The organism is Dactylosporangium sp. NPDC000521 (genome assembly GCF_042898305.1).
Classification (GTDB): Bacteria; Actinomycetota; Actinomycetes; order Mycobacteriales; family Micromonosporaceae; genus Dactylosporangium.
In genome coordinates this window covers 186,350-209,498 of sequence record NZ_JBIAYW010000009.1, presented here as the reverse complement: position 1 = coordinate 209,498, position 23,149 = coordinate 186,350, and the positions used below count along the sequence as shown (strand labels likewise).

17 protein-coding genes are annotated in these 23,149 nt (G+C 71.6%); 3 read left to right on the top strand and 14 right to left on the bottom strand.

Features of this window, described 5'->3' with window-relative positions; all coding sequences use genetic code 11:
• Positions 1-482: 482 nt before the first annotated feature.
• From topA to ACFY3L_RS28815, 6 genes are all read right to left on the bottom strand, one after another.
• Positions 483-3,350: a type I DNA topoisomerase gene (gene topA / locus ACFY3L_RS28840; RefSeq protein WP_389330601.1), complete on the bottom strand. Its 2,868-nt coding sequence runs from the start codon at positions 3,348-3,350 to the stop codon at positions 483-485.
• A 253-nt stretch (positions 3,351-3,603) separates the two neighbouring features.
• Positions 3,604-4,728, bottom strand: coding sequence for a hypothetical protein (locus ACFY3L_RS28835; protein ID WP_389330598.1), 1,125 nt, complete (start codon positions 4,726-4,728; stop codon positions 3,604-3,606).
• Positions 4,725-5,267 (bottom strand): hypothetical protein, encoded by a 543-nt coding sequence (locus ACFY3L_RS28830; RefSeq protein WP_389330595.1) that lies wholly within the window; start codon positions 5,265-5,267, stop codon positions 4,725-4,727. Before ACFY3L_RS28830 ends, ACFY3L_RS28835 begins: the two co-directional genes overlap by 4 nt.
• Before the next feature lie 87 nt (positions 5,268-5,354).
• Positions 5,355-7,712, bottom strand: coding sequence for a sodium-translocating pyrophosphatase (locus ACFY3L_RS28825; protein WP_389330592.1), 2,358 nt, complete (start codon positions 7,710-7,712; stop codon positions 5,355-5,357).
• A 310-nt stretch (positions 7,713-8,022) separates the two neighbouring features.
• Entirely contained in the window at positions 8,023-8,505 is a 483-nt protein-coding gene (locus ACFY3L_RS28820) for an ATP-binding protein (protein ID WP_389330589.1), read from the bottom strand.
• A 4-nt stretch (positions 8,506-8,509) separates the two neighbouring features.
• Positions 8,510-8,872 carry an STAS domain-containing protein gene (locus ACFY3L_RS28815; RefSeq protein ID WP_389330586.1) on the bottom strand — a complete coding sequence of 121 codons (363 nt, stop codon included), beginning with the start codon at positions 8,870-8,872 and terminating at the stop codon, positions 8,510-8,512.
• A 155-nt stretch (positions 8,873-9,027) separates the two neighbouring features.
• On the opposite strand from ACFY3L_RS28815, the gene ACFY3L_RS28810 reads away from it, so the two are divergent.
• Positions 9,028-11,907, top strand: a complete 2,880-nt coding sequence (locus ACFY3L_RS28810) for a DEAD/DEAH box helicase (RefSeq protein ID WP_389330583.1) — start codon at positions 9,028-9,030, stop codon at positions 11,905-11,907.
• On the opposite strand, the gene ACFY3L_RS28805 is transcribed toward ACFY3L_RS28810, so the two are convergent.
• The 7 genes from ACFY3L_RS28805 to ssd all read right to left on the bottom strand — a co-directional run bounded on the left by ACFY3L_RS28805 (position 11,908) and on the right by ssd (position 17,818).
• A complete protein-coding gene (locus ACFY3L_RS28805) occupies positions 11,908-12,297 on the bottom strand; it encodes an Rv3654c family TadE-like protein (RefSeq protein ID WP_389330580.1) in 390 nt (129 codons plus the stop codon).
• On the bottom strand, positions 12,294-12,641 hold the full coding sequence (locus tag ACFY3L_RS28800; protein ID WP_389330577.1) for a TadE family type IV pilus minor pilin: 348 nt from the start codon (positions 12,639-12,641) through the stop codon (positions 12,294-12,296). Before ACFY3L_RS28800 ends, ACFY3L_RS28805 begins: the two co-directional genes overlap by 4 nt.
• Positions 12,642-12,697: 56 nt before the next feature.
• Entirely contained in the window at positions 12,698-12,877 is a 180-nt protein-coding gene (locus ACFY3L_RS28795; protein ID WP_389330574.1) for a DUF4244 domain-containing protein, read from the bottom strand.
• Positions 12,878-12,932: 55 nt separating this feature from the next.
• Complete coding sequence (locus ACFY3L_RS28790; RefSeq protein WP_389330571.1) at positions 12,933-13,538, bottom strand: type II secretion system F family protein; 606 nt, start codon at positions 13,536-13,538, stop codon at positions 12,933-12,935.
• Positions 13,538-13,873: a type II secretion system F family protein gene (locus ACFY3L_RS28785; protein WP_389330569.1), complete on the bottom strand. Its 336-nt coding sequence runs from the start codon at positions 13,871-13,873 to the stop codon at positions 13,538-13,540. The genes ACFY3L_RS28790 and ACFY3L_RS28785 overlap by 1 nt, the downstream gene beginning before the upstream one ends.
• Before the next feature lie 1,427 nt (positions 13,874-15,300).
• Complete coding sequence (locus ACFY3L_RS28780) at positions 15,301-16,587, bottom strand: TadA family conjugal transfer-associated ATPase (protein WP_389330566.1); 1,287 nt, start codon at positions 16,585-16,587, stop codon at positions 15,301-15,303.
• Positions 16,588-16,735: 148 nt separating this feature from the next.
• Positions 16,736-17,818 carry a septum site-determining protein Ssd gene (ssd, locus tag ACFY3L_RS28775; protein WP_389330563.1) on the bottom strand — a complete coding sequence of 361 codons (1,083 nt, stop codon included), beginning with the start codon at positions 17,816-17,818 and terminating at the stop codon, positions 16,736-16,738.
• Between the two features lie 656 nt (positions 17,819-18,474).
• On the opposite strand from ssd, the gene ACFY3L_RS28770 reads away from it, so the two are divergent.
• Positions 18,475-19,287 (top strand): HAD family hydrolase, encoded by an 813-nt coding sequence (locus tag ACFY3L_RS28770; RefSeq protein ID WP_389331379.1) that lies wholly within the window; start codon positions 18,475-18,477, stop codon positions 19,285-19,287.
• Positions 19,288-19,525: 238 nt separating this feature from the next.
• Here the strand turns inward: ACFY3L_RS28770 and ACFY3L_RS28765 are convergent, their stop codons facing one another.
• Complete coding sequence (locus tag ACFY3L_RS28765; RefSeq protein ID WP_389330560.1) at positions 19,526-20,269, bottom strand: oxidoreductase; 744 nt, start codon at positions 20,267-20,269, stop codon at positions 19,526-19,528.
• A 151-nt stretch (positions 20,270-20,420) separates the two neighbouring features.
• On the opposite strand from ACFY3L_RS28765, the gene acs reads away from it, so the two are divergent.
• Positions 20,421-22,385, top strand: a complete 1,965-nt coding sequence (gene acs, locus ACFY3L_RS28760; protein ID WP_389330557.1) for an acetate--CoA ligase — start codon at positions 20,421-20,423, stop codon at positions 22,383-22,385.
• The last annotated feature ends 764 nt before the right edge of the window (positions 22,386-23,149 follow it).

The following is a 23,149-nucleotide window of genomic DNA, read 5'->3' as shown; positions in this document are numbered from 1 at the left end:
GTCCTCGGCGCCTCACCCCGCCGACGCCTGAACCGCACTGCGCGACAAGCTCGACCCCGGCCGCCTGCCCGCCAACGCCTACACAGACCGCGTCCTCGGCAGCTGGCACCTCACCCCGGCCGGCACCTCACCCCGGCCGGCATCTGACCGGGTTTCGACCAACGCCTGCCTGGCCCCGGTCGCCGCGGTCGTGATCACCGCGCGCACCGCGGCGACGAGGGCGATCGCGGCGCCAGCAGCGAGCAGCGCCTGCACGGACCGCCTCACGGCGCCCGCACTGCCTCACCACGCCGACGCCTGACCGGTCACCTCGACGGTAACACCGCGGACCTAATCATCCTCCGGGCTCGACACCGTCCGTGACCGAGAGAGTGCCGTGCCGTACAGCGACAGCGATCTCCAGCCGCGCACGGTCGCCATGGTGCGATCTTGGCGACCGTGCGTGTCCGGCTGGATGCCCGTGCGTAGTCGATCTGCCTGCGTCACTCGCCCGGCGGGGTCGGCTTCTTCGCCGAGGTGGCCTTGCGCGGGGCCGCCTTCTTGGCCGGGGTTGCCTTCTTCGCCGCGCTCGCCGTGGTGGTCTTCTTCGCCGCGGCAGTCGTGGTCTTCTTCGCGGCGGCAGCCGCCGTGGTCTTCTTCGCCGTCGTCTTCTTCGCTGCCGTCTTCTTCGCGGCAGCCGCGGGAGTCGTGCCTTCCTCGGCGCTCTTCGTGGCCTTCTTCGCCGCGCGCTTCTTCGGCGCCGGGCCCTTCGCCCGCTTCTCGGCCAGCATCTCGCTCGCCTCGTCCACCGAGAGCGTCTCGACGGTCTGGTTGCGGCGCAGCGACGCGTTGTACTCGCCGTCCGTCACGTACGGTCCGAACCGCCCGTCCTTGATGACCAGCGGCTTCTCGGTCGCCGGGTCGGGGCCCATCTCGCGCAGCGGCGGCTTGGCCGCGGCGCGGCCGCGGGTCTTCGGCTGCTGCAGCAGCACCATGGCCGCGTCCAGCGAGATCGTGAAGAGCTGGCCCTCGTTCTCCAGCGACCTCGTGTCGGTGCCGCGCTTGATGTACGGCCCGTACCGGCCGGGCGAGGCGATGATGTCCACGCCGTCGGGGTCCTTGCCGACGAGCCGCGGCAGGGTCAGCAGCTGCAGGGCCTCTTCGAGGGTGAGGTGCTCCGGCGACTGGGTGGACAGCAGCGAGGAGTTCTTGTCGCCGGTCGACACGTACGGCCCGTAGCGCCCCGACTTGAGCACGATCGGCTCGCCGGTCTCCGGGTGCTCGCCGAGCTTGCGCTCGCCGCTGGCGCCGCCGACGAACAGCTCCGCGACCTTCTCGGGGGTGAGTTCGTCCGGGGCGAGCCCGTCCGGCACCGTCGCGCGGTCGCCCTCGTCGCCCTCGGGCTGGTCGGCCAGGAAGCGCTGCAGGTAGGGCCCGTACCGCCCGACGCGCACGACGACGTCGCGGTTGGCCTCGTCACGGAACAGCGGGATCGAGTTGATCCCGCGTGCGTCGATCTCGCCGAGGCGCTCGGTGACCATGCGCTTCAGCCCGCCCTGCCGGGGCACCGACCCTTCGTCGCCCGTGTCTCCACCGAAGTAGAACGGGCGCAGGAAGTCCACGGCGCTCTCGTCGCCGTTGGCGATCTCGTCGAGGACGTTCTCCATCGACGCGGTGAAGTCGTAGTCGACGAGGCGCGGGAAGTGCTTCTCCAGCAGCCCGACCACGGCGAACGCCAGGAACGACGGGATGAGTGCCTGGCCGCGCTTGAACACGTAGCCGCGGTTGTTGATCGTCTCCATGATCGAGGCGTACGTGGAGGGGCGCCCGATGCCGAGCTCCTCCATCACCTTGACCAGCGACGCCTCGGTGTAGCGGGGCGGTGGCTGGGTGGTGTGCCCGGTCGCGGTCAGCCCCTTCTCGGTCAGCGTCTGGCCCTTGACCAGCACGGGCAGCCGCCGCTCGGCGTCCTCGGCCTCCGCGTTCTCGTCGTCGGAGGACTCCACGTACACGCGCAGGAAGCCGGGATCGGTGATCGTCTTGCCGGTGGTGCTGAAGTCGACCGACTCGCCGGCCGGGGTGGTCGCGTTGATCCGGACGGAGGTGCTGTTGCCGACCGCGTCGGTCATCTGCGACGCGATGGTGCGCTGCCAGATCAGCTCGTACAGGCGCAGCTCCTCGGCGCTGAGCTCCTTGGCCACGTCGCCGGGTGTGCGGAAGCTGTCGCCGGCGGGGCGGATCGCCTCGTGCGCCTCCTGGGCGTTCTTGACCTTGCCGGTGTAGCGGCGCGGCTGCGGCGGGACGGCGCTCGGGCCGTAGAGGTCGAGGATCTGCTGGCGGGCTGCGGCGATCGCGGCCTCGGACAGGTTCACCGAGTCCGTTCGCATGTACGTGATGTAGCCGTTCTCGTACAGCCGCTGCGCGATCCGCATCGTCTGCGCGCTGGACAGCCGCAGCTTGCGCGAGCCTTCCTGCTGCAGCGTCGAGGTGATGAACGGTGCGGCGGGCCTGCGCCGGTACGGCTTCTCCTCGACCCGGGTGACCGTGAACGGCCGGCCCTCCAGGCGCGCGGCGAGACCGCGGGCGCCCTGCTCGTCGAGGTGGATGACGCCGGCGTTGGGCCGGACCTTGCCGGTCTCCGGGTCGAAGTCACGGCCGGTGGCGACCCTGTCGCCGTCGATGGCGAGCAGCGTCGCGTTGAACGTGCGGGTGTCGCCGTCGGGCAGGAGCTTGGCGAGGATGTCCCAGTAGTCGGCGGAGCGGAACTTCATCCGCTGCCGCTCCCGCTCGACCACGATCCTGGTGGCGACGGACTGCACGCGGCCGGCGGACAGGCCGCCCTGGACCTTCTTCCACAGCACGGTGGACAGGTCGTAGCCGTAGAGCCGGTCGAGGATGCGCCGGGCCTCCTGGGCGTCGACCAGCGCGCGGTTGATCTCGCGCGGGTTGGCGACGGCGGCCTGGATCGCCGGGCGGGTGATCTCGTGGAACACCATCCGCTTGACCGGGACCTTCGGCTTCAAGGTCTCGAAGAGGTGCCAGGCGATGGCCTCGCCCTCGCGGTCCTCATCTGTGGCGAGGTAGACCTCGCTGGCCGACTTCAGCAGCTCCTTGAGGCGGGTGATCTGCTTGCGCCGGTCCGCCGAGATGACATAGACCGGGGTGAAATCGTTGTCGACGTCGACACCCAGATAGGCCCACGGCTTGCTCTTGAGGTCGTCGGGCATGTCTTTCTTGCCGACGGGCAGGTCACGGACGTGGCCGAAGCTCGCCTCCACGACGTAATTCGGGCCCAGGTAGCCCGAAATCGTCTTGGCCTTCGCCGGCGACTCGACGATCACCAGCCGCTTCGTATTGGCGGAGTTCGGCACAGCTCTCCCCGGTGCGGACGGACATGTGTCAAACGTAACGCGCGCTCTCGCGCCGAGTTGCGCAACGCGGCACCCGGCGGTCGGCTCGCGACACGCCGATCGGCGCCACGGTACACCCAAGCAGAAGCGCTACCTGCCCGATCTTGCGATCGTGTCGCATCGGCTGCCGTATTTGTCACGCTTTGTCGTACGGCGGTGACCCCGATGGCGGGTGGGATCACACCGTGCGCCGACTGGCCAGCGTACCCCGCGGCTACCTCGGCCAACTCGCGTGCGGCGCCCCGGCCGGAGGTTCACCGACGAGCTCCGCGAGCCGTGTCACGCGTCGCAGTCCCACGATCCGGTACGCAGGGCCGCCGGCTTTGGGACCGACGAACACCGCGATCAACCCGACCGCCGCCAGAGCGTCTCCGACCGCGACCCAATTGTCCGCGATCCTCCTGTCGATGGCGTTTTCATCGGTTTTGTCCTGTTGCGCCGGTACGACAGGAGCCTCGGCGGGCGGCTCGGTGACGGCGTCGAGCTCGACGGTGGGCAGGTCGGCGACCCCGGAGTCGGGCCACTCGTCACGGCTGTCGTCGACCCAGTCCTCGACCTCCAAGCCCAGGTCGACGGGGCCCGGGTCGAACGCGGAGATGAGCGGCGCCGCCTTCTTCTTCGGCTTCCCACGCGGCTTGCCGGACGCGTCCTCGATCGCTTCGACGCCGTCCGCCCCCAGCCCGTCGTCTCCGACGTCACCCTGGCCCGCGCCGCTTCCTTCGTCATCCCCGGCGCCCACCTCACCGTGGCTCGCGCCGCTTCGTCCGGTCCGCTGCCCCTCGATTCCCGCTGAAACCTCGCCGGCGTCCGTGCCGCTTCCTGCACCCGACCCCACTCCGGGTACTTCCGAAATGTCGCCTGACGGGTCAAATGGGGTGACCTGCTCGCCCGTCGCGCCGGGATCGACGTCCTCGGGCAGGGCGGGGCGGCTCGGGGCGAGGCGGAGCAGGTAGGCGCGCTGGCCGTCCCAGGAGCCCGCCGCCGCGACCCACAGCCGCAGCCGCCGGCCGTCGAGCACCAGGTCGGGTGGGGAAACTTTCGCAGTGCCGTCGAGCCAGCGGGCCGCGAGTGGGGCCAGCAGCGCCGCGTACGCCGTCCGGACGGTCCACCGGTCCTCGACGCCGGTCGGCTCGCACGACACGACCAGGCCCCGCTGCTCGCACTCGGCGCGCAGCACGTCGGCGCGCCAGGCGTCCTCGACCTCGATCGACACCTTCGCGGTGCCACCCATCCTGCCGACCTCGCCCGCGCCGGCGAGCAGGCCTTCCAGGTCCATCGGGGTGGCCGGGCGCGCCTCGACCCCGAACAGCGACAGTTGCCGGCTCCGAGCCGGCGTCACCGACACTCGGGCACCTCGTTGAAGGCCTTCTGCAGGTCCTTCTGCTTGACGTGCTGCGGGTCGAGGGCGCTCTGCTCGTACTCCTCCTTGAGCACCGCGAACGCGGACCCGACCGAGGTGTAGAACGACTTCGCGTCGGCGGTCGGCAGGCCCTGGACGGAGCGCTTCGCGTTGCCATACGCGTCGCGGGCCTTCGCCAGCGAGCCGGTGAACTGCTGGGCGACCTTGTCGCCGCCGGAGACGGCCGGCACGCCGGCGCCGCTGATCCCGGCCCGGGCCTTCTCGCTCGCGGTCTCGGCGCCGGCGAGCAGGTCGACGATGTTGGTCTTCGTCTGTGCGGCGGTCGTCGCCGACTGCAGCTGCTGCTGGGCCTTCGTCGTCAGGTCGGCGATCTCGGTCCGCCAGGGGGTGAGCGCCGTGCACACCTGCTGCGCCCAGCGCTTGGGAGCGATGTCGCCGCTGCCGTCGTCGCCGCAGCCACTCGTACCCGTCGAAACGACGACAATGAGGGCAGCTGTGGCGACGGTGCGGAAGTGCATGGATGGAAGCCTAGAACCGATCGTCTGTTCGACAAATACGACGCCCCGGCCGGATGCTCCCGGCCGGGGCGTCGTACCGATGGAAGGTCAGGCCGTGACCCGCTCCGGCGCCGACTCCTGCGTGGAGGAGTCGTCGCCGTCGCCGGCGTCGACCGCGACCGGCTTGCGCTTGCTGATGAGCACCGCCACGACGACGACGAGCGCCGCCGCGACCGCGATGCCGAAGCGGACCGCCGGGCTGCCGTCGCCCGTGGTGTAGACCACCACGGCGGGCGCGATGAGCAGCGCGACCAGGTTCATGACCTTGATCAGCGGGTTGATCGCCGGGCCGGCGGTGTCCTTGAACGGGTCACCGACGGTGTCGCCGATGACCGTCGCCGCGTGCGCCGGCGAGCCCTTGCCGCCGTGCGTGCCGTCCTCGACGAGCTTCTTCGCGTTGTCCCACGCGCCACCCGAGTTGGACAGGAAGACCGCCATCAGCGTGCCCGTGCCGATCGCTCCGGCGAGGTACGCCGCGAGCGGGCCGACACCGAGACCGAAGCCGACCGCGATCGGCGCCATCACCGCGAGCAGACCCGGGGTGATGAGCTCACGCTGGGCGTCACGGGTGCAGATGTCGACGACCTTGCCGTACTCCGGGCGCTGGCTGTAGTCCATGATGCCCGGGAACTCGCGGAACTGGCGGCGCACCTCGAACACGACCGCGCCGGCCGAGCGGGCGACGGCGTTGATCGCCAGGCCCGAGAAGAGGAACACGACCGCCGCGCCGACGAGCAGGCCGACCAGGTTGCCCGGGTTGGCCACGTTCAGGAACTTGTCGACCTCGACCTGGCTGAACTCCTTGAGGATCGAGTCCGTGTAGGAGCCGAACAGCGCCGTGGCGGCGAGCACCGCGGTGGCGATCGCGATGCCCTTGGTGATCGCCTTGGTGGTGTTGCCGACCGCGTCGAGCTCGGTCAGCGTGCGGGCGCCGCGCTCGTCGATGTCGCCGGACATCTCGGCGATGCCCTGCGCGTTGTCGCTGATCGGGCCGAACGTGTCCATGGCGACGATGACGCCGACGGTGGTCAGCAGGCCGGTGCCGGCCATGGCGACCGCGAACAGCGACAGCGTGATCGAGCCGCCGCCGAGCAGGAACGCGCCGAACACACCGGCGCCGATGACCAGCGCGGAGTAGACGGCCGACTCGAAACCGACGCTGATGCCGGCGAGCACCACGGTGGCGGGACCGGTGAGGGCGCTCTTGCCGATGTCCTTGACGGGGCGGCGCTCGGTCTCGGTGAAGTACCCGGTCAGCGCCTGGACGATCGCGGCGAGCACGATGCCGATGAGGCAGGCGATGATGGCGGTCACGTGCGGGCCGAACGGCGGGGCGTCGCCGCCGGTGAGGCCGACGATCGCCTTGAGCGAGTCGGTCTCCCCGTGCAGGCCGGACCACGTCTTGGGCAGGTAGACCACCGCGGCGACGGCCACCAGGATCGCGGAGACGGCGGCGGAGATGTAGAACGCCCGGTTGATGGCGACCAGGCCGTTGCGGTCGGAGGGGCGCAGACGGGTGAGCGCCACACCGAGGATCGCGACGATGACACCGATGGTCGAGACGATGAGCGGGAAGACCAGGCCTTCCTCGCCGAACGCGGCCCGGCCGAGGATCAGCGCGGCGACCAGGGTCACGGCGTAGGACTCGAAGAGGTCCGCGGCCATACCGGCGCAGTCACCCACGTTGTCGCCGACGTTGTCGGCGATGGTGGCGGCGTTGCGCGGGTCGTCCTCCGGGATGCCCTGCTCGACCTTGCCGACCAGGTCGGCGCCGACGTCGGCGGCCTTGGTGAAGATGCCGCCGCCGACCCGCATGAACATGGCGAGCAGCGCGGCACCGAAGCCAAAGCCCTCCAGCACGGTCGGGGCGTTGCTCTTGAAGATCAGCACGACCAGCGCCGCACCGAACAGGCCGAGGCCCACGGTGAGGAAGCCGACGACGCCACCGGTGCGGAAGGCGATCTTCATCGCCTTCTCCCGGCCGCCGTCTTCTCGGGCCGCCGCCGCGACGCGCAGGTTGGCGCGGGTGGCCAGCGCCATACCGGCGCCACCGATGAAGGCCGAGAAGACCGCGCCGACGATGAAGAACGCCGACCTTCCGATCTTGACCATGGTCTCGTTGTCCCCGACGTCACCCACGGGGAGCAGGAACAGCACCACAACGGCGATGACGACGAAGATGCCGAGGGTCTTGAACTGGCGAGTGAGGTACGCGGTCGCGCCCTCCTGCACCGCGCCGGCGATCTCCTGCATCTTCGGGGTGCCCCGACCGGTTGCGAGCACAGCCTTCACCAGCGCGGCCGCGAAGCCCAGCGCCACGAAGGCGATGACGAGCGCGACGACTACGTAGGTCAGGTTGTTCCCGCTGAGGGAAATCTCGTCAGCTGCGACGAGTGTTGCGGACATTCGTTGTCCTCCTGTACCGACACATGACAGCGCCGCGAGCGGTCAGGCCGGCGGCGGGTTCTCCCATGGGAGCCGTGCTGGACGGTCGAGGTACCCAATGACCAGGCCCGTCATACACGATCGCCGTACTCTAGCCGCAGAGCGTGTCTGTGGTCACACCGACTTGCGCGTTTCAAGAGATCGCTTTTTGTCGATGGTCCGGTTTGTGGCGCGCTTCACTCGATTGGGCGTTCCTTCGGGCGGCCTCGCGGGCCTTTCGCGGGCGGCCTTCAGCGGTCCCGGCGGCCCGCTTCACTGGGCGTACCAGCGATTACTCCGTCGGGCGCTCCAGCGGCCACGACATGCGCACCTGCGTGCCGACCCCTTCGGCCAGCTCGGAAACGTTGAGGTCGTCGACGAGCCCGGCGAGCAGGGCAAGCCCCATCCTCGCCGCGACCGCCTCCTCCGCGAGCAGGTCAGGCGGGGTGGTCAGCGGCAACGCCGGGTCCGAGAGCACGATCATTTCATCCCCGGTCTCACCCTCGGCGCGGGTGACCATCGCCCCGTTCGCCGCCCGGTCGACCACCAGCACAGTGAACCGGTCACCATCGGCCATCGCGACGTCGACCAGGTCGTCCAGCCCGTGCGAACGGTGCAGGGCGACGGCGCGGGAGCACGCCTCACCGATGGCGAGCCTGACCTCTTCCAGCAGCTCCTCGGCGACACCGGCGCGCCGCGCGACGGCCACACCGACCAGACGTGCGGTGCGGACATGTGCGGCCGCCGGCGAGAACGACAGCCTGACTGTGGGCATGAACCTACGCCGTGGGGTCGGTGTCCGAGCCGGCCGCAGCGGTCGCGGCGGCCACGGAGTCATACAGGGAGAACACCCGATCCAGGGCGGTGATCCGGAAGATCTTCAGGAGCCTCTCGTGCGCGCACACCAGCCCGAACGTGCCGTTGACCGACCGCAGCCGCTTCAGAGCGCCTACGAGCACGCCGAGCCCGGTCGAGTCGAGGAACTCCACCCGGCTCAGGTCGACCACGACATGGCGGGCACCCGTCTCGACGAGCTCGACCAGCTTCTCGCGAAGCCGTGGGGCGGTGTACACATCCACCTCACCGCCGACTTCGAGCACTGTGTGGTCGCCGGAGTCGTACGTCGACAACGACAGCTCCATGCGAACCTCCTCTTCTGGCGGGTGCTGCGCACAATGAGTCTCTCGGGCATCTAACCATCGACGCCTCCACAAGGCGACGCGTCCACCCTGTTTCCCACAATTGCCACACGTGTATCACGCCATCTGCTTCGAACATCTGTCTTAGAGTGCTCGACGTGACGGCTGTACTTCCGCTCTCTTTCCTACCGTCCCATCGCGCCGAGTCGCTCACCCACGTCGAGCACGTGCCACCCCGCGCCGGGTCCACCGCCGCGTGGCCGTCGTGGGCGCCACCCTCGCTGCGCACCGCCTTCGAGGCCCGCGGCGTCGCCCTGCCGTGGACCCACCAGGCGACCGCCGCCGGCCTGGCCTGGTCCGGCACCCACACCGTCGTCGCCACCGGCACCGGTTCGGGCAAGTCGCTGGCGTACCAGCTGCCGGCCCTCGCCGCGCTGCTGCGCGACGCCAAGGCCACGGTGCTCTACATCTCGCCGACCAAGGCCCTGGCCGCCGACCAGCTCCGCTCGCTGCGAGCCCTCGACCTGCCGGACACCCGCCCCGCCACCTTCGACGGCGACACCTCCCGTGAGGAGCGCGACTGGGTCCGCCAGCATGCCCGCGTCGTCCTCACCAACCCCGACATGCTCCACCACGGCATCCTGCCCAACCACGCCTCGTGGACCCGGTTCCTGCGCGGCCTGCGCTTCGTGGTCGTCGACGAGTGCCACACGTACCGCGGCGTCTTCGGCTCCCACGTCGCCCACGTCCTGCGCCGCCTGCGCCGGGTGGCCGCCCGCTACACGCCACGGACCCTGCCACCCCCGTGCTTCATCCTGGCGTCCGCCACCTCAGGCGACCCGCAGGCCACCGGATCGCGCCTGACCGGCCTGCCGATGACCGCGGTGACCACCGACGCATCGCCGCGCGGCGGGGTGACGTTCGCCCTCTGGGAGCCCCCGCTGCTGCCACCGGTGCCCGACTTCTCCAGCATCGGCGAGGCCGACCTCCTGCTCGCTGACGAATCCACCCTCATGACCGCCGTCGCGGAACGCGCCGCACCCGCTGTCGCGCCCACCTCTGTCCCCGCAACCACAACCACAACGCGGGCCCCCACCCCTCCGCGCGCCGCCACGACCACGGCCAGCCCCACAACCACGGCCGGTGCCACGACCACGGCACGCAACTCCACAACCCCAGGCAGCTCCACCACCCCGACCGGCTCCACGACCACGGACGGCTCCGCAAACGCGCGGACCGCCACAACCGCGTGCGCCTCCACAACCACGCCCCGCGCCACGGCCGCGGCCAGTCCCACAACCGCAGCCACAGTGCACAGCTCCACCACCGCAACCGGCTCCACAACCACGGCCGGTGCCGCGACAGCCGCCAGCCCCACAACCACGGCGCTCAGCTCCGCAACCGCACGGGGCTCCACCGCAGGCGGCTCCACAGCCACGGCCGATTCCAGAACCCCGGGCGGCTCCGCAAACGCGGCGGGCGGCTCCGCAAACGCGGCGGGCGGCTCCGCAAACGCGGCGGCCGGGGCGGCGCGTGACCTCGCGGGCGCATGGCGGGACGCGGAGCCGGTGCGGCGGTCGGCGCTGCGGGAGACCGCCGACCTGCTCACCGAAGCGGTCATCGCCGGCGTACGGACGCTCGCCTTCGTCCGGTCCCGCAAGGGCGCCGAGGTGGTGGCGAGCATGGCGCGGCGCTCGCTCGACCAGGCCGTGCCGGGCCTCGGCGAACGGGTCGCCGCCTACCGCGCCGGCTACCTCCGCGAAGAGCGCCGGGCCCTCGAACGCGACCTCATGGACGGCACCCTGCTCGGCCTCGCGTCCACCAACGCCCTGGAGCTCGGCGTCGACCTCGTCGGTCTCGACGCGGTCCTCATCTCAGGCTATCCAGGCACCCTCGCCTCCCTCTGGCAGCAGGCGGGCCGGGCCGGCCGGGCGGGCCGCGACGCGCTGTGCGTGCTGGTCGCCCGGGACGACCCGCTCGACACGTACCTCGTGCACCACCCGGAGGCCCTGTTCGGCAAGCCGGTCGAGGCGACGGTCCTCGACCCCGGCAACCCGCACGTCCTCGCGCCGCAACTGTGCTGCGCCGCCGCCGAACTGCCGCTCACCCCGGCGGACCTGCCGCTCTTCGGGCCGACCGCCGAGGCCACGCTCGACGCCCTCGTCGCCGCCGGGATCCTGCGGAAGCGGCCCAGCGGCTGGTACTGGACGGAGCGCCAACGCCCCGACGTCGACCTCCGCGGCGCGGGCGGCGGGCCGATCGCCGTCGTGGAGGAGGCCACCGGCCGCCTGCTCGGCACGGTCGACACCGGCTCCGCGCACCATCAGGTGCACACCGGGGCGGTCCACCTGCACCAGGGCGTCTCGTACGTCGTGGACAAGCTCGACCTGGCCGACTCCGTCGCGCTCGTGCACGCCGAGGAGCCCGACTGGAGCACCCATCCCCGCGACGTCACCTCCCTCACCGTCCTCTCGGTCCGCCAGACCCGCACCGCGGGGCCGGTCACGCTCTCGCTCGGGGAGGTCGAGGTGACCTCGCAGGTCGTCAGCTACCAGCGCCGCCGCATCAGCAGCGGCGAGGTCATCGACACCTGCCAGCTCGACCTCCCCGAACGCATCCTGAAGACCGTCGCCGTCTGGTGGACCGTGTCCCCCGAGGCGCTCGACGAGGCCGGCATCGCGGAGGTCGACTGGCCCGGCGCCCTGCACGCCGCCGAGCACGCGTCGATCGGCCTGCTGCCGCTCGTCGCGACCTGCGACCGCTGGGACATCGGCGGCCTGTCGACCGCGCTGCACGCCGACACCGGCCTGCCGACCGTCTTCGTCTACGACGGCCATCCCGGTGGCGCCGGCTTCGCGGAGCGCGCGTTCGACGTGGCCGCCGACTGGCTCGGCGCCACCCGTGCCGTCGTCGCCGAGTGCCGCTGCGAGCAGGGCTGCCCCTCGTGCGTGCAGTCCCCCAAGTGCGGCAATGGCAACAACCCCCTCAACAAGCACGATGCGGTCCAGGTCCTCTCACTCGTCCTTGCGGCGTTGTAGTCATCTGTCGTCGTCAGCGTCGCCGGTACCGGTGGCCCACACCGGCCCCGCGCGGGCGCTCGCCTTGCGGCCGGCCATCCCGTCGCCCAGGCGGACCTCGACGGTCACCCACACCTCGAACCCGTCGACCGCGCAGCTGACCAGGCTCGCGTCGTTGGCCGTGACCGCCTGGCCGGCGATCGCGCACGCCACCGCCGGACCGTCGATCGCCCACATCGCCCCGGCCAGCGCGCCTGCGTCGGCTGCGTTCTGCGCCCTGTGCCGCGCGACCTTGGCACCGCCCAGACCGATCCCGGCGAGCAGTGCCCCGACGAACACGATCCCGATCACCACCATGAGCAGCGAGATCGACCCGCGATCCCGGGCCCCGGCTGCCTCCCGCCACCTCACGACGCCTCCGCTCCGGGTTCGATCAGGGCGGCGGCCTCCTCCTGCAACGTGATCGAGGGCAGCGGACCGAGGCCGACCCGCTGGCGCACCGTCACGCGGACGAGGTCGCCATCACGCTGGACCGAGATCGTGGCGCCCGCCGGCATGGCGCCGCGGGACGCTACCGGCTCGCCGCGGGCCGCCGCCCGTGCCGCCAGACCCGCCGCGTCGGTGAGGCGCACCTTGGCCGCGAAGGCGCTCCACCCGGCGACGAAGATCAGCAGCAGGACGACGACACCAGGAAGTGTCACGGCGAACTCGACCGTCGCCGATCCGCGGTCGTCGGCCCGGCCGTTGCGGAGCATCCATCTCCACCGGCGCCACGGACCCCCACGGCAGGCGCCACGATCCCGGTCGTCTCTCATGCCAGCGCACCGCCGATCAGGCGGAACATGGCGTCGTACGTCGAATCCGACGCGACCACCCTCAGCAGCACCGCGGCGAGTGCCACCCCGACGCCGATGACCAGGACGTATTCGATGCTGTGCGACCCACGGTCTTCCCGGCGGAAGGCACGAAGACGGGCGCGGAGGTTGTGCACTGGTGCTCCTTCACGATGACGCTGAACCAAACCGATCGATGAACTGGAATACGAATCACAGGACGCTCACCACGTCGCGGATGATGGCGGCGACCACCGGCACCACACCGATCAGCACGAACGCGGGCAGGAAACACACCCCGAGCGGCAGCACCACCAGCACGCCGACCCGGCGCGCCGACGCCTCGCCGGCCGCGGCCTTCGCGACCCGCAGGTCCGCCGCCTGCCGCTCCAGGGCCTGCGTCAACGCCGTGCCCCGGTCGGCGCTGCGGGCGGCGACCCGGGAAAGCCGCCGCCCGCCGGGCAGGTCGGCCAGGTGCGCCCAGGCATCCCGCGGCGACGCACCGAGCCGCAGTGCCCGTCCGACGAGCGTCAACCTGGCCCCGACCGGCCCGCCGACCGCCTCCCCGACCACGATCGCCGCACGATCGGGTGGCGCGCCGGTCCTCAACGCGGCGGCGAGCAGATCCGTCGCGAACGGCAGGTCCCCCCGGGCCACCGCCCGCTCCCGCCGGACGCGCGGCGACTCGATCCGCCGCAGCATCCGCTCCGCCGCGACCGCCGACACGACGCCGGCCACGACACCCACGAGCCCGCCCAGCAGCAGCCCGGCAGCCAGGCCACACCCAAGCGCGTACAGCCAACGACGCCCCCGGCCCATCACCGCACCTCCGCGATGACGGAGCCGACCATCCGCCCGGTCCACAGCATCCCGGCGCACTGCAACGCGACCGCGACGATCGCGCACGCCGCCCCGAGCGGCGTGTGCAGCAGCTGACCGACGGGGTCGACCCCGATGCTCGCGCCGAGCCACAGCCCCGCCACCGGCAACCCGACCAGCAGCGTCGTGGTGGTCTGCGCCCCGGACGTCTGCGCCGCGAGGTTGAGCCGGAGGGTCTGACCCGCGCGCAGGTCGGCGTCGACCTGGTCGAGGAGATCGGCGAGCGGCGTGCCGAGCGCTTCGCTGACCCGGTGCGCGGCCTCCAGCCGCGCCATCGCGACCGCGACCGCAGCCTCCTCACGCCGCCGCGCCCGCCCACCGCGTGCACGACCAGACGCCCCGACCCCACGGACGGCCAGGCCACCGTTCGACACCATGGCCCGGTCCGCCACCCGGCCGCTCGCTCCGCGGCCACCTGTCGCCGCCACCCGGCCACTCGCGGCCCGACCACCTCTGGCAGCCGGCCATCCACTCGTGGCCCGGTCAGTTCCGGCCGCCGACCAGCCACCCGCGGCCCGGCCACTTTCCGCCGCTGACGAGCTGTCCGCGGCCTGGCCACTTCCCGCAGCCAACCAGCCCGTCGCCACCCGGCCGCCCTCAGCCGCAGACCAGCCGCTCGCCGCCTGGCCGCCTTCCGCTGCCGGCCAACCGCTCATGGCCTGACCGTTCACCACCGTCGGCGAGCCGTCGGTGGCTCCGCCACGTTCGGCGGCCTGGTCGTTCGTCATCCGCCAACCACCAGCGACACGGCCGCGCTCCGCAGCCTGACCATCGACCGCAGGCCAGCCATTGATCGCGAGCCGACCATCAGCCGCAGCCCAGCCACCGACCGCCGGCGGGCCGTCGGCCACAGCCCAGCCATTGACCTGAGGTCGGCCATCAGCCGCAGCCCAACCGTTGACCGCAGGCGGACCATCAACCGCCGGCGGGTCGTCAAGCCCGGTCCGGCGGTTGATGACGGGCCAGCCATCACCCCTGGGCGAGCCACCGACCGCAGACCGACCATCGACCGCGGCTCGACCGTCGGCGACAGCCCAGCCTCCAACCGGAGCCCGGCCGGTGATGGCGGGCCGGCCGGACTGGCGACGAGTCGCGGCGGAGGCGCCGTCGGCTGCGTTCGGACCTGCCGCGGGCCGGCGCCGTCGCGGGGTCCGGTCGCTGCCGGTGGACTGATCACCCTGCCTGTCGGCGGCCTCCCAGATCCGGCGGACGGTTGCCCCGAGGCCGCCCGCACCAGGCGTGCGGAATGGGCTCGGCGCGGAGTACAGCTCCACGTCCGCACCGCCCGGGTACGGCGCGGCGGTCGCGAAGGGCACGATGCCCGCCCGCAGGTCTCCGACCGCGTCCTCGATCGTGTCGAGCAGTTCGGCGATCGCGCGGTCGGCCGCCCGGCGCGCCAACTGGCGGCGCACACCGATCAGCCCGACCGCCACATACGCACCCGCAAGCACGGCGGCGACCGGGCCACCGGTCAGCAGCCCGATCCCGGCCGCGACCACGCTGCCTGCGGTGATGGTCGTGCGGGGACGGTCGACGAGCACGACCGGCAGCCGGTCCGCCTTCATCCACCGCTCGGCGATGGTCGTCTTGCGATGCCGGGTGAGGCGGTCGAGCCGGGAACGGGCCCGGCGCCGGCGGAGCAGGAACAGGCCCCAGAAGGCGGTCATGCCGCCGCCGGTCACGAGGGCCAGGTCGATGGCGTTCATTGCCAGCCCGTCCCTCTCTCGAAGCGCCACGGGCCCGACGGCCGGGGCGGTGTGACGCCTCGGGCGGCGATCAACGTCTCCAGCTGGTCGGCCGCGGCCGCCCTGCCGGTGCCGCGCCGCCAGGCGGTGGCCATGACGGTGGTGCGCTGCTCCGGATGCGCCTCCAGGAGGCAGATCTCGCTGAGGTGACGGGTGCCGTCGGCGCCTCGCTGCAGGTGCATCACGACCCGCAGCGCCGCGTGGGCGAGGGCGTGCAGCGCCGCTCTCGGCACGCCGCCGAGCAGCCCGAGCGCTTCGAGCCTGGCCGGCACGTCGGCCGGCGAGTTGGCGTGCAGGGTGGCAGCTCCACCTTCGTGCCCGGTGTTGAGCGCGCCGAGCAGGTCGACGATCTCCGCACCGCGGCACTCGCCGACGACCAGCCGGTCGGGGCGCATCCGCAGCGCCTGGCGGACCAGGTCGCGGAGAGTCACCTCGCCCGCGCCCTCCACATTGGACATCCGCGACTGCATCGACACGACGTGCGGGTGCGAGAGCCGCAGCTCCGCGGCGTCCTCGACGACGACGAGCCGCTCCGTGGGCGGGGCCAGGGACAGCAGCGCCGCCAGGACGGTCGTCTTGCCGGTGCCCGTGCCGCCGGTCACCAGGAACGGGATCCGTGCCGCGACGATCGACGCGAGCAGCCGGGCCGCGCCGGGGTCGAACGTGCCGCGCGCGATGAGCTCGTCGATCGTGAACGTCTGCCGGCGGAACGTCCGAAGCGACAGATACGGCCCCTCCCGGCCGATCGGTGGCAGGACCGCGTGCAGCCGCGTGCCGTCAGCCAGCTGCGCGTCAACGAACGGCGACGCGTCATCCAGCCGCCGCCCGGCGCTCGCCGCGAGCCGCTGCGCCAGCCGCCGCACCTCGGTCGCGTCGCCGAACCGCCCGCCGGCCCGGCGCAGCCCCGCGCCGCGGTCGACCCACACCTCCACACCGTTGACCAGCACGTCGGTCACGGAAGGGTCGGCGAGCAGCGGGGCGAGCCCACCCGCGCCGATCATCTCGCCGATGAGACGGTCGGCGACCTGCCGCAGCGTGCTCTCGCCGAGCAGCGCGGAGCCCGGCTCGGCGCGCACCGCCTCCAGCACCGCCGAAGGAGTCGGCTCGACGCTGCCGACGGTCATGCGCAGCCTGACCCGCTCCACGAACTCGTCGAGCGGGCTCGTGACGACCCCTCCGCCGGCCGCCACGATCCGCCTGCCCGGCGCCACCTTGCTGCGCTCGTCGAGCACCAATGCGCTCATGCCGTCACCTCCGTGGCGCTCCGGCGCCAGCCCGAGCCAAGACCTGGAATCCCGACACGCAGCCCTCCGCCGCGCTCCGGCCCGCCCATGCCGTCACCTCCACAGCGGTCCGGCACCAACCCGAACCAAGACGTGCGCTGCGACCCGCTCATGCCGCCGCTCCGGTCGCCAGGCCGAGGTCGCCGATGATGCGGCGGCACAGGTGGGCGAGGGGGCCGCGACCGTCGCCGGCCGGTGGGCTGCCCCTCTCGAGCCGGCGCGTGAGGCCGGGCTCGGCGCGCAAGGTGCCGGCGACCGGCACGCCCAGCGATCGGGCGATGTCCTTGGTGCGCAGCCGGCCCGGTGCGGGCCCCCGGATGACCAGCCGCAGCTCGTCGGTGTGTGGTGCGACGGTCGCGGCGACCCTGGCGGCGGCGACGCAGGCGCGCAGCTCGGCCGGCACGACGAGGAGCACCCGGTCGGCGGCGCGCAGGGCGAGGACCGCCGCGTCGTCCAGCGATCGGGGCAGGTCGGTGACGACGAGGTCGCGGCCGCGGCTGCCGGCGTCGAGCGCGGCGGCCATCGCGTCCTGGGAGAGGCCGCCGGGCTGGCCGCGGTCGCAGGACAGCACGGCGACGTCGCCGCGGCTGGGCAGGGCCGAGACGAGCGCCGGCGGGTCGACGGCACCGCTCGTCGCGGCGAGCGCGGGCCAGCGCAGGCCCGCGACGTTCTCCCAGCCGAGAATCAGGTCGGCACCACCGCCGAGGGGGTCGGCGTCGACGAGCAGGGAGCGCAGGCCGACATTGCCGGCGGTGATCGCCAGGGCGGCGGCAAGGACGCTGGCGCCCGCGCCGCCGCGCCCGCCGAGGACGGCGAGGATCCTGCCGCGGGCGGAGACGGTGACGGCGTGCCCGCGGGCCACCGTGGCGAGGCGCTCGGTGAGCCATGCGGCGCCGTCGGGGAAGCTGACGATCTGTTCGGCGCCGACCGCGTCGGCGAGCGCCGCCAGGCGGTCCGTCCCGTGGTCGCGGGTCAGCAGCACGACGCCTCGCCGGCGCGGCAGGTGAGCCCGGGCGCACGCCTGCGCCGCGGCGTCGCCGATCAGGACGATCGGCGCGTCGGGATATCGGGCCCTGGCCGGCTCGGGGCCGTGCTCGACGTCGAGGTCGAGGGCGACCCCGGCGGCGAGGGCGAGCACGTCGTCGAGCAGGTCGACGTCGGCGGTGACGAGCAACGGTCGGTGACGGGCCACGGCGTGCTCCACGGTCTAGACGGGCTGGTGGACTCCGCACACCATGGCTCCGACCCCGCCGCGACCGCTCGACCGCCGCCTCGGTTCTGTGGATAACCCGCCGCTTGTGGATATCTCCCGCACCACCGGTCGATCTGCTACGACAGCCCGGACAAACCGGGTGCAATGCGGCGTTGTGGCGCGCCGGCCGTACCAGGGAGAAAATCAAAACAGCCGGAGATGCCTATCCGTGAACGCTCAACAAAACATCGGACGTCAATGCCATAGCCCGACCATTCGTCCGGGCCGGCCAGCGAAACGCCATGTGACTGCCGAGATGCAAAGAGGACGACCCCCGCCGGGGGGTGACGGGGGTCGCCGGGGGTTCGGCTCCGGGGGGGTCGAGCCGAACCCACTCAGCGGCTACGGGGGGTGCAACCGCTGAGAGTCAATAGCAGGTCGTGCTGCGTGGACGTGAAACCTCGTCGCAAACATAAGCATGCCTGAGTGGACCGCCATACGTCGAGTAGGCCCGGCCCGCAACACGCCCAGAACGCCAATCAATATTTCGCCCACCGGTAATCAAGCGTGATCGAGCACACGCCCAGCGTGATCCACAGTCGGGCTTGGGACGTCTGGCCCCCGCACCATGTCCGACAACGCTACACTTGCCCGCCGTGGGGCGTAGCGCCGCGTTTTTCGACCTGGACAAGACGGTGATCGCCAAGTCAAGCGCCTTGGCCTTCGGTCGACCGTTCTATCGCGATGGACTGATCAGCCGCCGCGACGTGATCAAAGGCGCCTACGCGCAGCTGATCTTCCGCGTCGGCGGCGGCTCCGACGAGCAGACCATGGCGAAGACACGGGACTACCTCGCGGCCCTGGTCAAGGGCTGGCGCGCCGAGCAGGTCCGCCAGATCGTGCGGGAGACGCTCGAGGAGCTGATCAGCCCGTACATCTATGCGGAGGCCGTGCTGCTCATCGAGGAGCACCGCGCCGCCGGCCGGGACGTGGTCCTGGTCTCGACCTCGGGTGACGAGATGGTGCGGCCGATCGGCGAGCAGCTGGGCGTCACCGACATCGTCGCGACCCGCATGGTCATCGGCGAAGACGGCTGCTACACCGGTGACGTCGACTTCTACGCCGCCGGACCCAACAAGGTCGTCGCGGTCAAGGAGCTCGCAGCGGAGCGAGACTACGATCTCTCCGCGTGTTTCGCCTATTCGGACTCGGTCACCGATGCCGGACTGCTGAGCCTCGTCGGACACCCCACGGCCGTCAATCCCGATCGCGGGCTGCGCAAGATCGCCATTGAGCGCGGCTGGCCGATGCTCGCCTTCCGGCATCCCATCCCGCTCGGCCGGCGGCTGCGGGAGCGCCCGGCGGTGCCCGTGACGGCTGCCGCGATCGGCGTCGGCGTCGGGCTGGCGATCGCGTTCGCGCTGTACAGCAAGCACCGCCGGACCAAGGCATCCCTCACCGCTGCTTGATCACAGCAGCACCATCTGTCACATTCTGTCGCCGAGGGGTTCCGCTCATGGAGGTCGCGGCGTAGAACAGAAGAGCGGGATCTGACGGATTCCGTGCACGGCCACCGGGCACCCACGAGCGATCAGCCGCGGTAGGCGCGTTGCGGCGGCACCGCAAGGACCGCCGACAACGGACTCGAAGTGCACGCATGGTAACCCGGTAGGACGTGTGTGACGGCGCCTCTGGATGAGGCGCCGTTCACTGTGCGTAGGCGCCGCTGTCGCAGATCTCGACCAGTTCCTCGGCCGCCCGCTCGGCCGCCGTCGCGTAGTGCCGGAGCCAGGAGCGCAAGCCGTCCGGCGTGCCCGTCGCGAAGGCGTTGGCCGCACCGACATACTCCGGCTCGCGGCTGCGGTGACCCACATCCATCGCCAGCAGCCCCCGCGGGTCCAGCCCGCCGCCGATCAGGGTCAGCCTGGCCGCCGCACGCGCCACCACACCGTTCGGCCCGTCAAAAGACTTCAGAGCCAGAAGCTCACCATGTACGACTGCCGCCAACACCAACACGGGCACCTTCGTGCCGCCGGTGACGAGCGCCGCCAGCGCGTCGAGCCGTGTCGCGGCCTCCGGCTTGACCGGCCGGCCGAGCGACGCCTCCGGAACGACGTCGCGGGCGATCAGCGTGTGCAGCCGGGCGAGCGCCTGACGGGGCGCCTTCGACCAGGTGCCCGTGAGCCCGTCGAGGGCCGCGGTCGCCCGCAGCGCGCCGTGGACCACCGGGTCCGTCACGACCCCGGCCCGCACTCCTTCGAGGTCGAAGCCGTGCGTGTCGAGCGCCGCGCTGGCGACCGACGAACGCAGGGCGACCTCGGCGGCGACGGGCCCGCCGGAGCGGCGCAGGGCACGGTGGCGCATGGCCGTGTCGACGGCGGCACGCGCGGCGTCGAACGCCGGCCGGACGTCGGCCAGATCCAATAGCGGAGCGAGTGGGTCAGCTTGCACGGGCAAACGGTATCGTGCCCCTACTGGTAACAATGCTTACAGAAGAGCCCGGCGCTTCACAGGCGCCACTCAGCGCAGGACACTCGCAAACTGTCACACCCCCCAACTAGCCTGCTTGCGAGAGCTGGACCACATCGAGGAGCCATCACCGATGAGCGAGACCTTGGAAAACCTTCTGAACGAGACCCGGCAGTTCCCCCCGCCTGCCGAGTTCGCCGCCGCCGCCAACGTGACGGAGGACGCCTACGCAGAGGCCAAGCAGGACCGGCTCGCGTTCTGGGAGAAGCAGGCCCACCGGCTGAGCTGGGCCAAGGAGTGGGACCAGGTCCTTGACTGGACCAACCCGCCGTTCGCCAAGTGGTTCGTGGGCGGCCAGCTCAATGTGGCCTACAACTGCGTCGACCGGCACGTCGAGGCCGGCCGCGGCGACAAGGTCGCCATCCACTGGGAGGGCGAGCCCGGCGACACCCGCACCATCACCTACTCCGACCTGCACCGCTCCGTGTGCCAGGCCGCCAACGCGCTGATCGGCCTCGGCGTCACCGCCGGCGACCGGGTCGCGATCTACATGCCGATGATCCCCGAGGCCGCGGTCGCGATGCTCGCCTGCGCCCGCATCGGCGCCACCCACAGCGTCGTCTTCGGCGGCTTCTCCGCCGACGCGCTCGGCGGCCGGGTCAACGACGCCAGCGCCAAGGTCGTCATCACCGCCGACGGCGGCTTCCGCCGCGGCAAGCCCAGCGGCCTCAAGGCGATCGTCGACGAGGCCGCGGCCAAGTCGCCGAGCATCGAGAAGGTCATCGTGGTGCGCCGCACCGGCCAGGACATCGACTGGGACGACAGCCGCGACCTGTGGTGGCACGACGTCGTGGAGACCGCCTCCGCCGAGCACACCGCGGAGGCGTTCGACGCCGAGCACCCGCTGTTCATCCTCTACACGTCGGGCACCACCGCGAAGCCGAAGGGCATCCTGCACACCACCGGCGGATACCTGACCCAGGCGAGCTACACGCACCACGCGGTGTTCGACCTCAAGCCCGACAGCGACGTGTACTGGTGCACCGCCGACATCGGCTGGGTGACCGGGCACAGCTACATCGTCTACGGGCCGCTGTCCAACGGCGCCACGCAGGTCATGTACGAGGGCACGCCCGACACGCCGCACCGTGGCCGCTTCTGGGAGCTCATCCAGAAGTACAAGATCACCATTCTGTACACGGCGCCGACGGCGATCCGCACGTTCATGAAATGGGGCGACGACATCCCCGCCGGGTTCGACCTCTCCTCGCTGCGCCTGCTGGGCTCCGTGGGCGAGCCGATCAACCCCGAGGCCTGGATGTGGTATCGGGAGCACATCGGCGGCGACCGCTGCCCGATCGTGGACACCTGGTGGCAGACCGAGACCGGCGCCATCATGATCTCCCCGCTGCCGGGCGTCACCGCAGCCAAGCCGGGCAGCGCCATGCGGCCGCTGCCGGGCATCGCCGCCGACGTCGTCGACGACCAGGCCCAGTCCGTCCCCGACGGCGGTGGCGGCTACCTGGTCCTGCGCGAGCCGTGGCCGTCGATGCTGCGCACCATCTGGGGCGACGACGAGCGGTTCAAGGAGACCTACTGGTCGCGCTTCCAGGACATGTACTTCGCCGGTGACGGCGCCAAGAAGGACGCCGACGGCGACCTGTGGCTCCTCGGCCGCGTCGACGACGTCATGCTCGTCTCGGGCCACAACATCTCCACGACCGAGGTCGAGTCCGCGCTCGTCAGCCACCCGAAGGTCGCGGAGGCCGCGGTCGTCGGCGCCACCGACCCGACGACAGGGCAGGCGATCGTCGCGTTCACCATCCCGCGCGGCGGCGTCGACACGGAGGGCGACGCGGGCGAGGCACTCATCCAGGAGCTGCGCAACCACGTCGCGAAGACCCTCGGCCCGATCGCCAAGCCCCGCCAGATCATGCTCGTGCCAGAGCTCCCGAAGACCCGCTCCGGCAAGATCATGCGCCGGCTGCTCCGCGACGTCGCCGAGAACCGCAGCCTGGGCGACGTCACCACTCTGCAGGACTCGACCGTCATGGACCTGATCTCGTCCGGCCTCCAGTCGGGCAAGTCCGAGGACTGACAGCTCCGCTTCCCGGGCCGGCAGTGCCTCACTGCTGCCGGCCCGTCGCGGAGCCCTGCCATCGGCCGGCGCCGGCCGGGGCCAAGAGCCAGACGACCACGAAGCCAGCGGTCAGAAGCTGGCGAGCCCCACTCCGTCGAGCCGGAACCGACTGGTGGCGCGCTTCTGTCAGCTGGTGGGTGTATTCAGACGCTCCGGCCGCCGCTCGTGAGTTCATTCGCGTAGTGGCCACCCGGACAACCACAAGCCGTTTGGATCAACAGCAGGGCCGGATCGGCCCGCAGCCTGACGGGCAATGGATGGCGCGCGAGCCCGCCTCAGGCGGATGCACCTGGCGGCGTAGTCCCCGCTCGTGATCCAAGTCGTGTGGCGGCCGCCCGCACAGCCACGACCGTCCTTCGATCAACAACCGCCGCGAACGACCCCCAGCCCAGCATTCGCACAACGACCACGCTCAAGAACGACCACGCACACCCGCAGCCACCGCACATGATCCAAGTCCCGTGGCGGTCACTCGCACAGCCACGGCCGTCCTTCGATCAACAACCGCCGCGAACGACCCCCCAGCCCAGCATTCGCACACCGACCAGGCCCAAGAACGACCACCCGCACCCGCAGCCACCACACATGATCCAAGTCCCGTGGCGGCCGCCCGCACAGCCACGACCATCCTTCGATCAACAACCGCCGCGAACGACCCCCCAGCCCAGCATTCGCACACCGACCAGGCCCAAGAACGACCACCCGCACCCGCAGCCACCACA

Bases quoted from the DNA above. Each gene is read 5' to 3' on its own strand.
- ACFY3L_RS28785 (WP_389330569.1), bottom strand. From the start codon at position 13,873: ATGGCGCGGCTGGAGGCCGCGCACCGGGTCAGCGAAGCGCTCGGCACG.
- ACFY3L_RS28825 (WP_389330592.1), bottom strand. From the start codon at position 7,712: ATGTCCGCAACACTCGTCGCAGCTGACGAGATTTCCCTCAGCGGGAAC.
- ACFY3L_RS28790 (WP_389330571.1), bottom strand. From the start codon at position 13,538: ATGGGCCGGGGGCGTCGTTGGCTGTACGCGCTTGGGTGTGGCCTGGCT.
- ACFY3L_RS28830 (WP_389330595.1), bottom strand. From the start codon at position 5,267: ATGCACTTCCGCACCGTCGCCACAGCTGCCCTCATTGTCGTCGTTTCG.
- ACFY3L_RS28780 (WP_389330566.1), bottom strand. From the start codon at position 16,587: ATGAGCGCATTGGTGCTCGACGAGCGCAGCAAGGTGGCGCCGGGCAGG.
- acs (WP_389330557.1), top strand. From the start codon at position 20,421: ATGAGCGAGACCTTGGAAAACCTTCTGAACGAGACCCGGCAGTTCCCC.
- ACFY3L_RS28820 (WP_389330589.1), bottom strand. From the start codon at position 8,505: ATGCCCACAGTCAGGCTGTCGTTCTCGCCGGCGGCCGCACATGTCCGC.
- ACFY3L_RS28800 (WP_389330577.1), bottom strand. From the start codon at position 12,641: ATGCTCCGCAACGGCCGGGCCGACGACCGCGGATCGGCGACGGTCGAG.
- ACFY3L_RS28815 (WP_389330586.1), bottom strand. From the start codon at position 8,872: ATGGAGCTGTCGTTGTCGACGTACGACTCCGGCGACCACACAGTGCTC.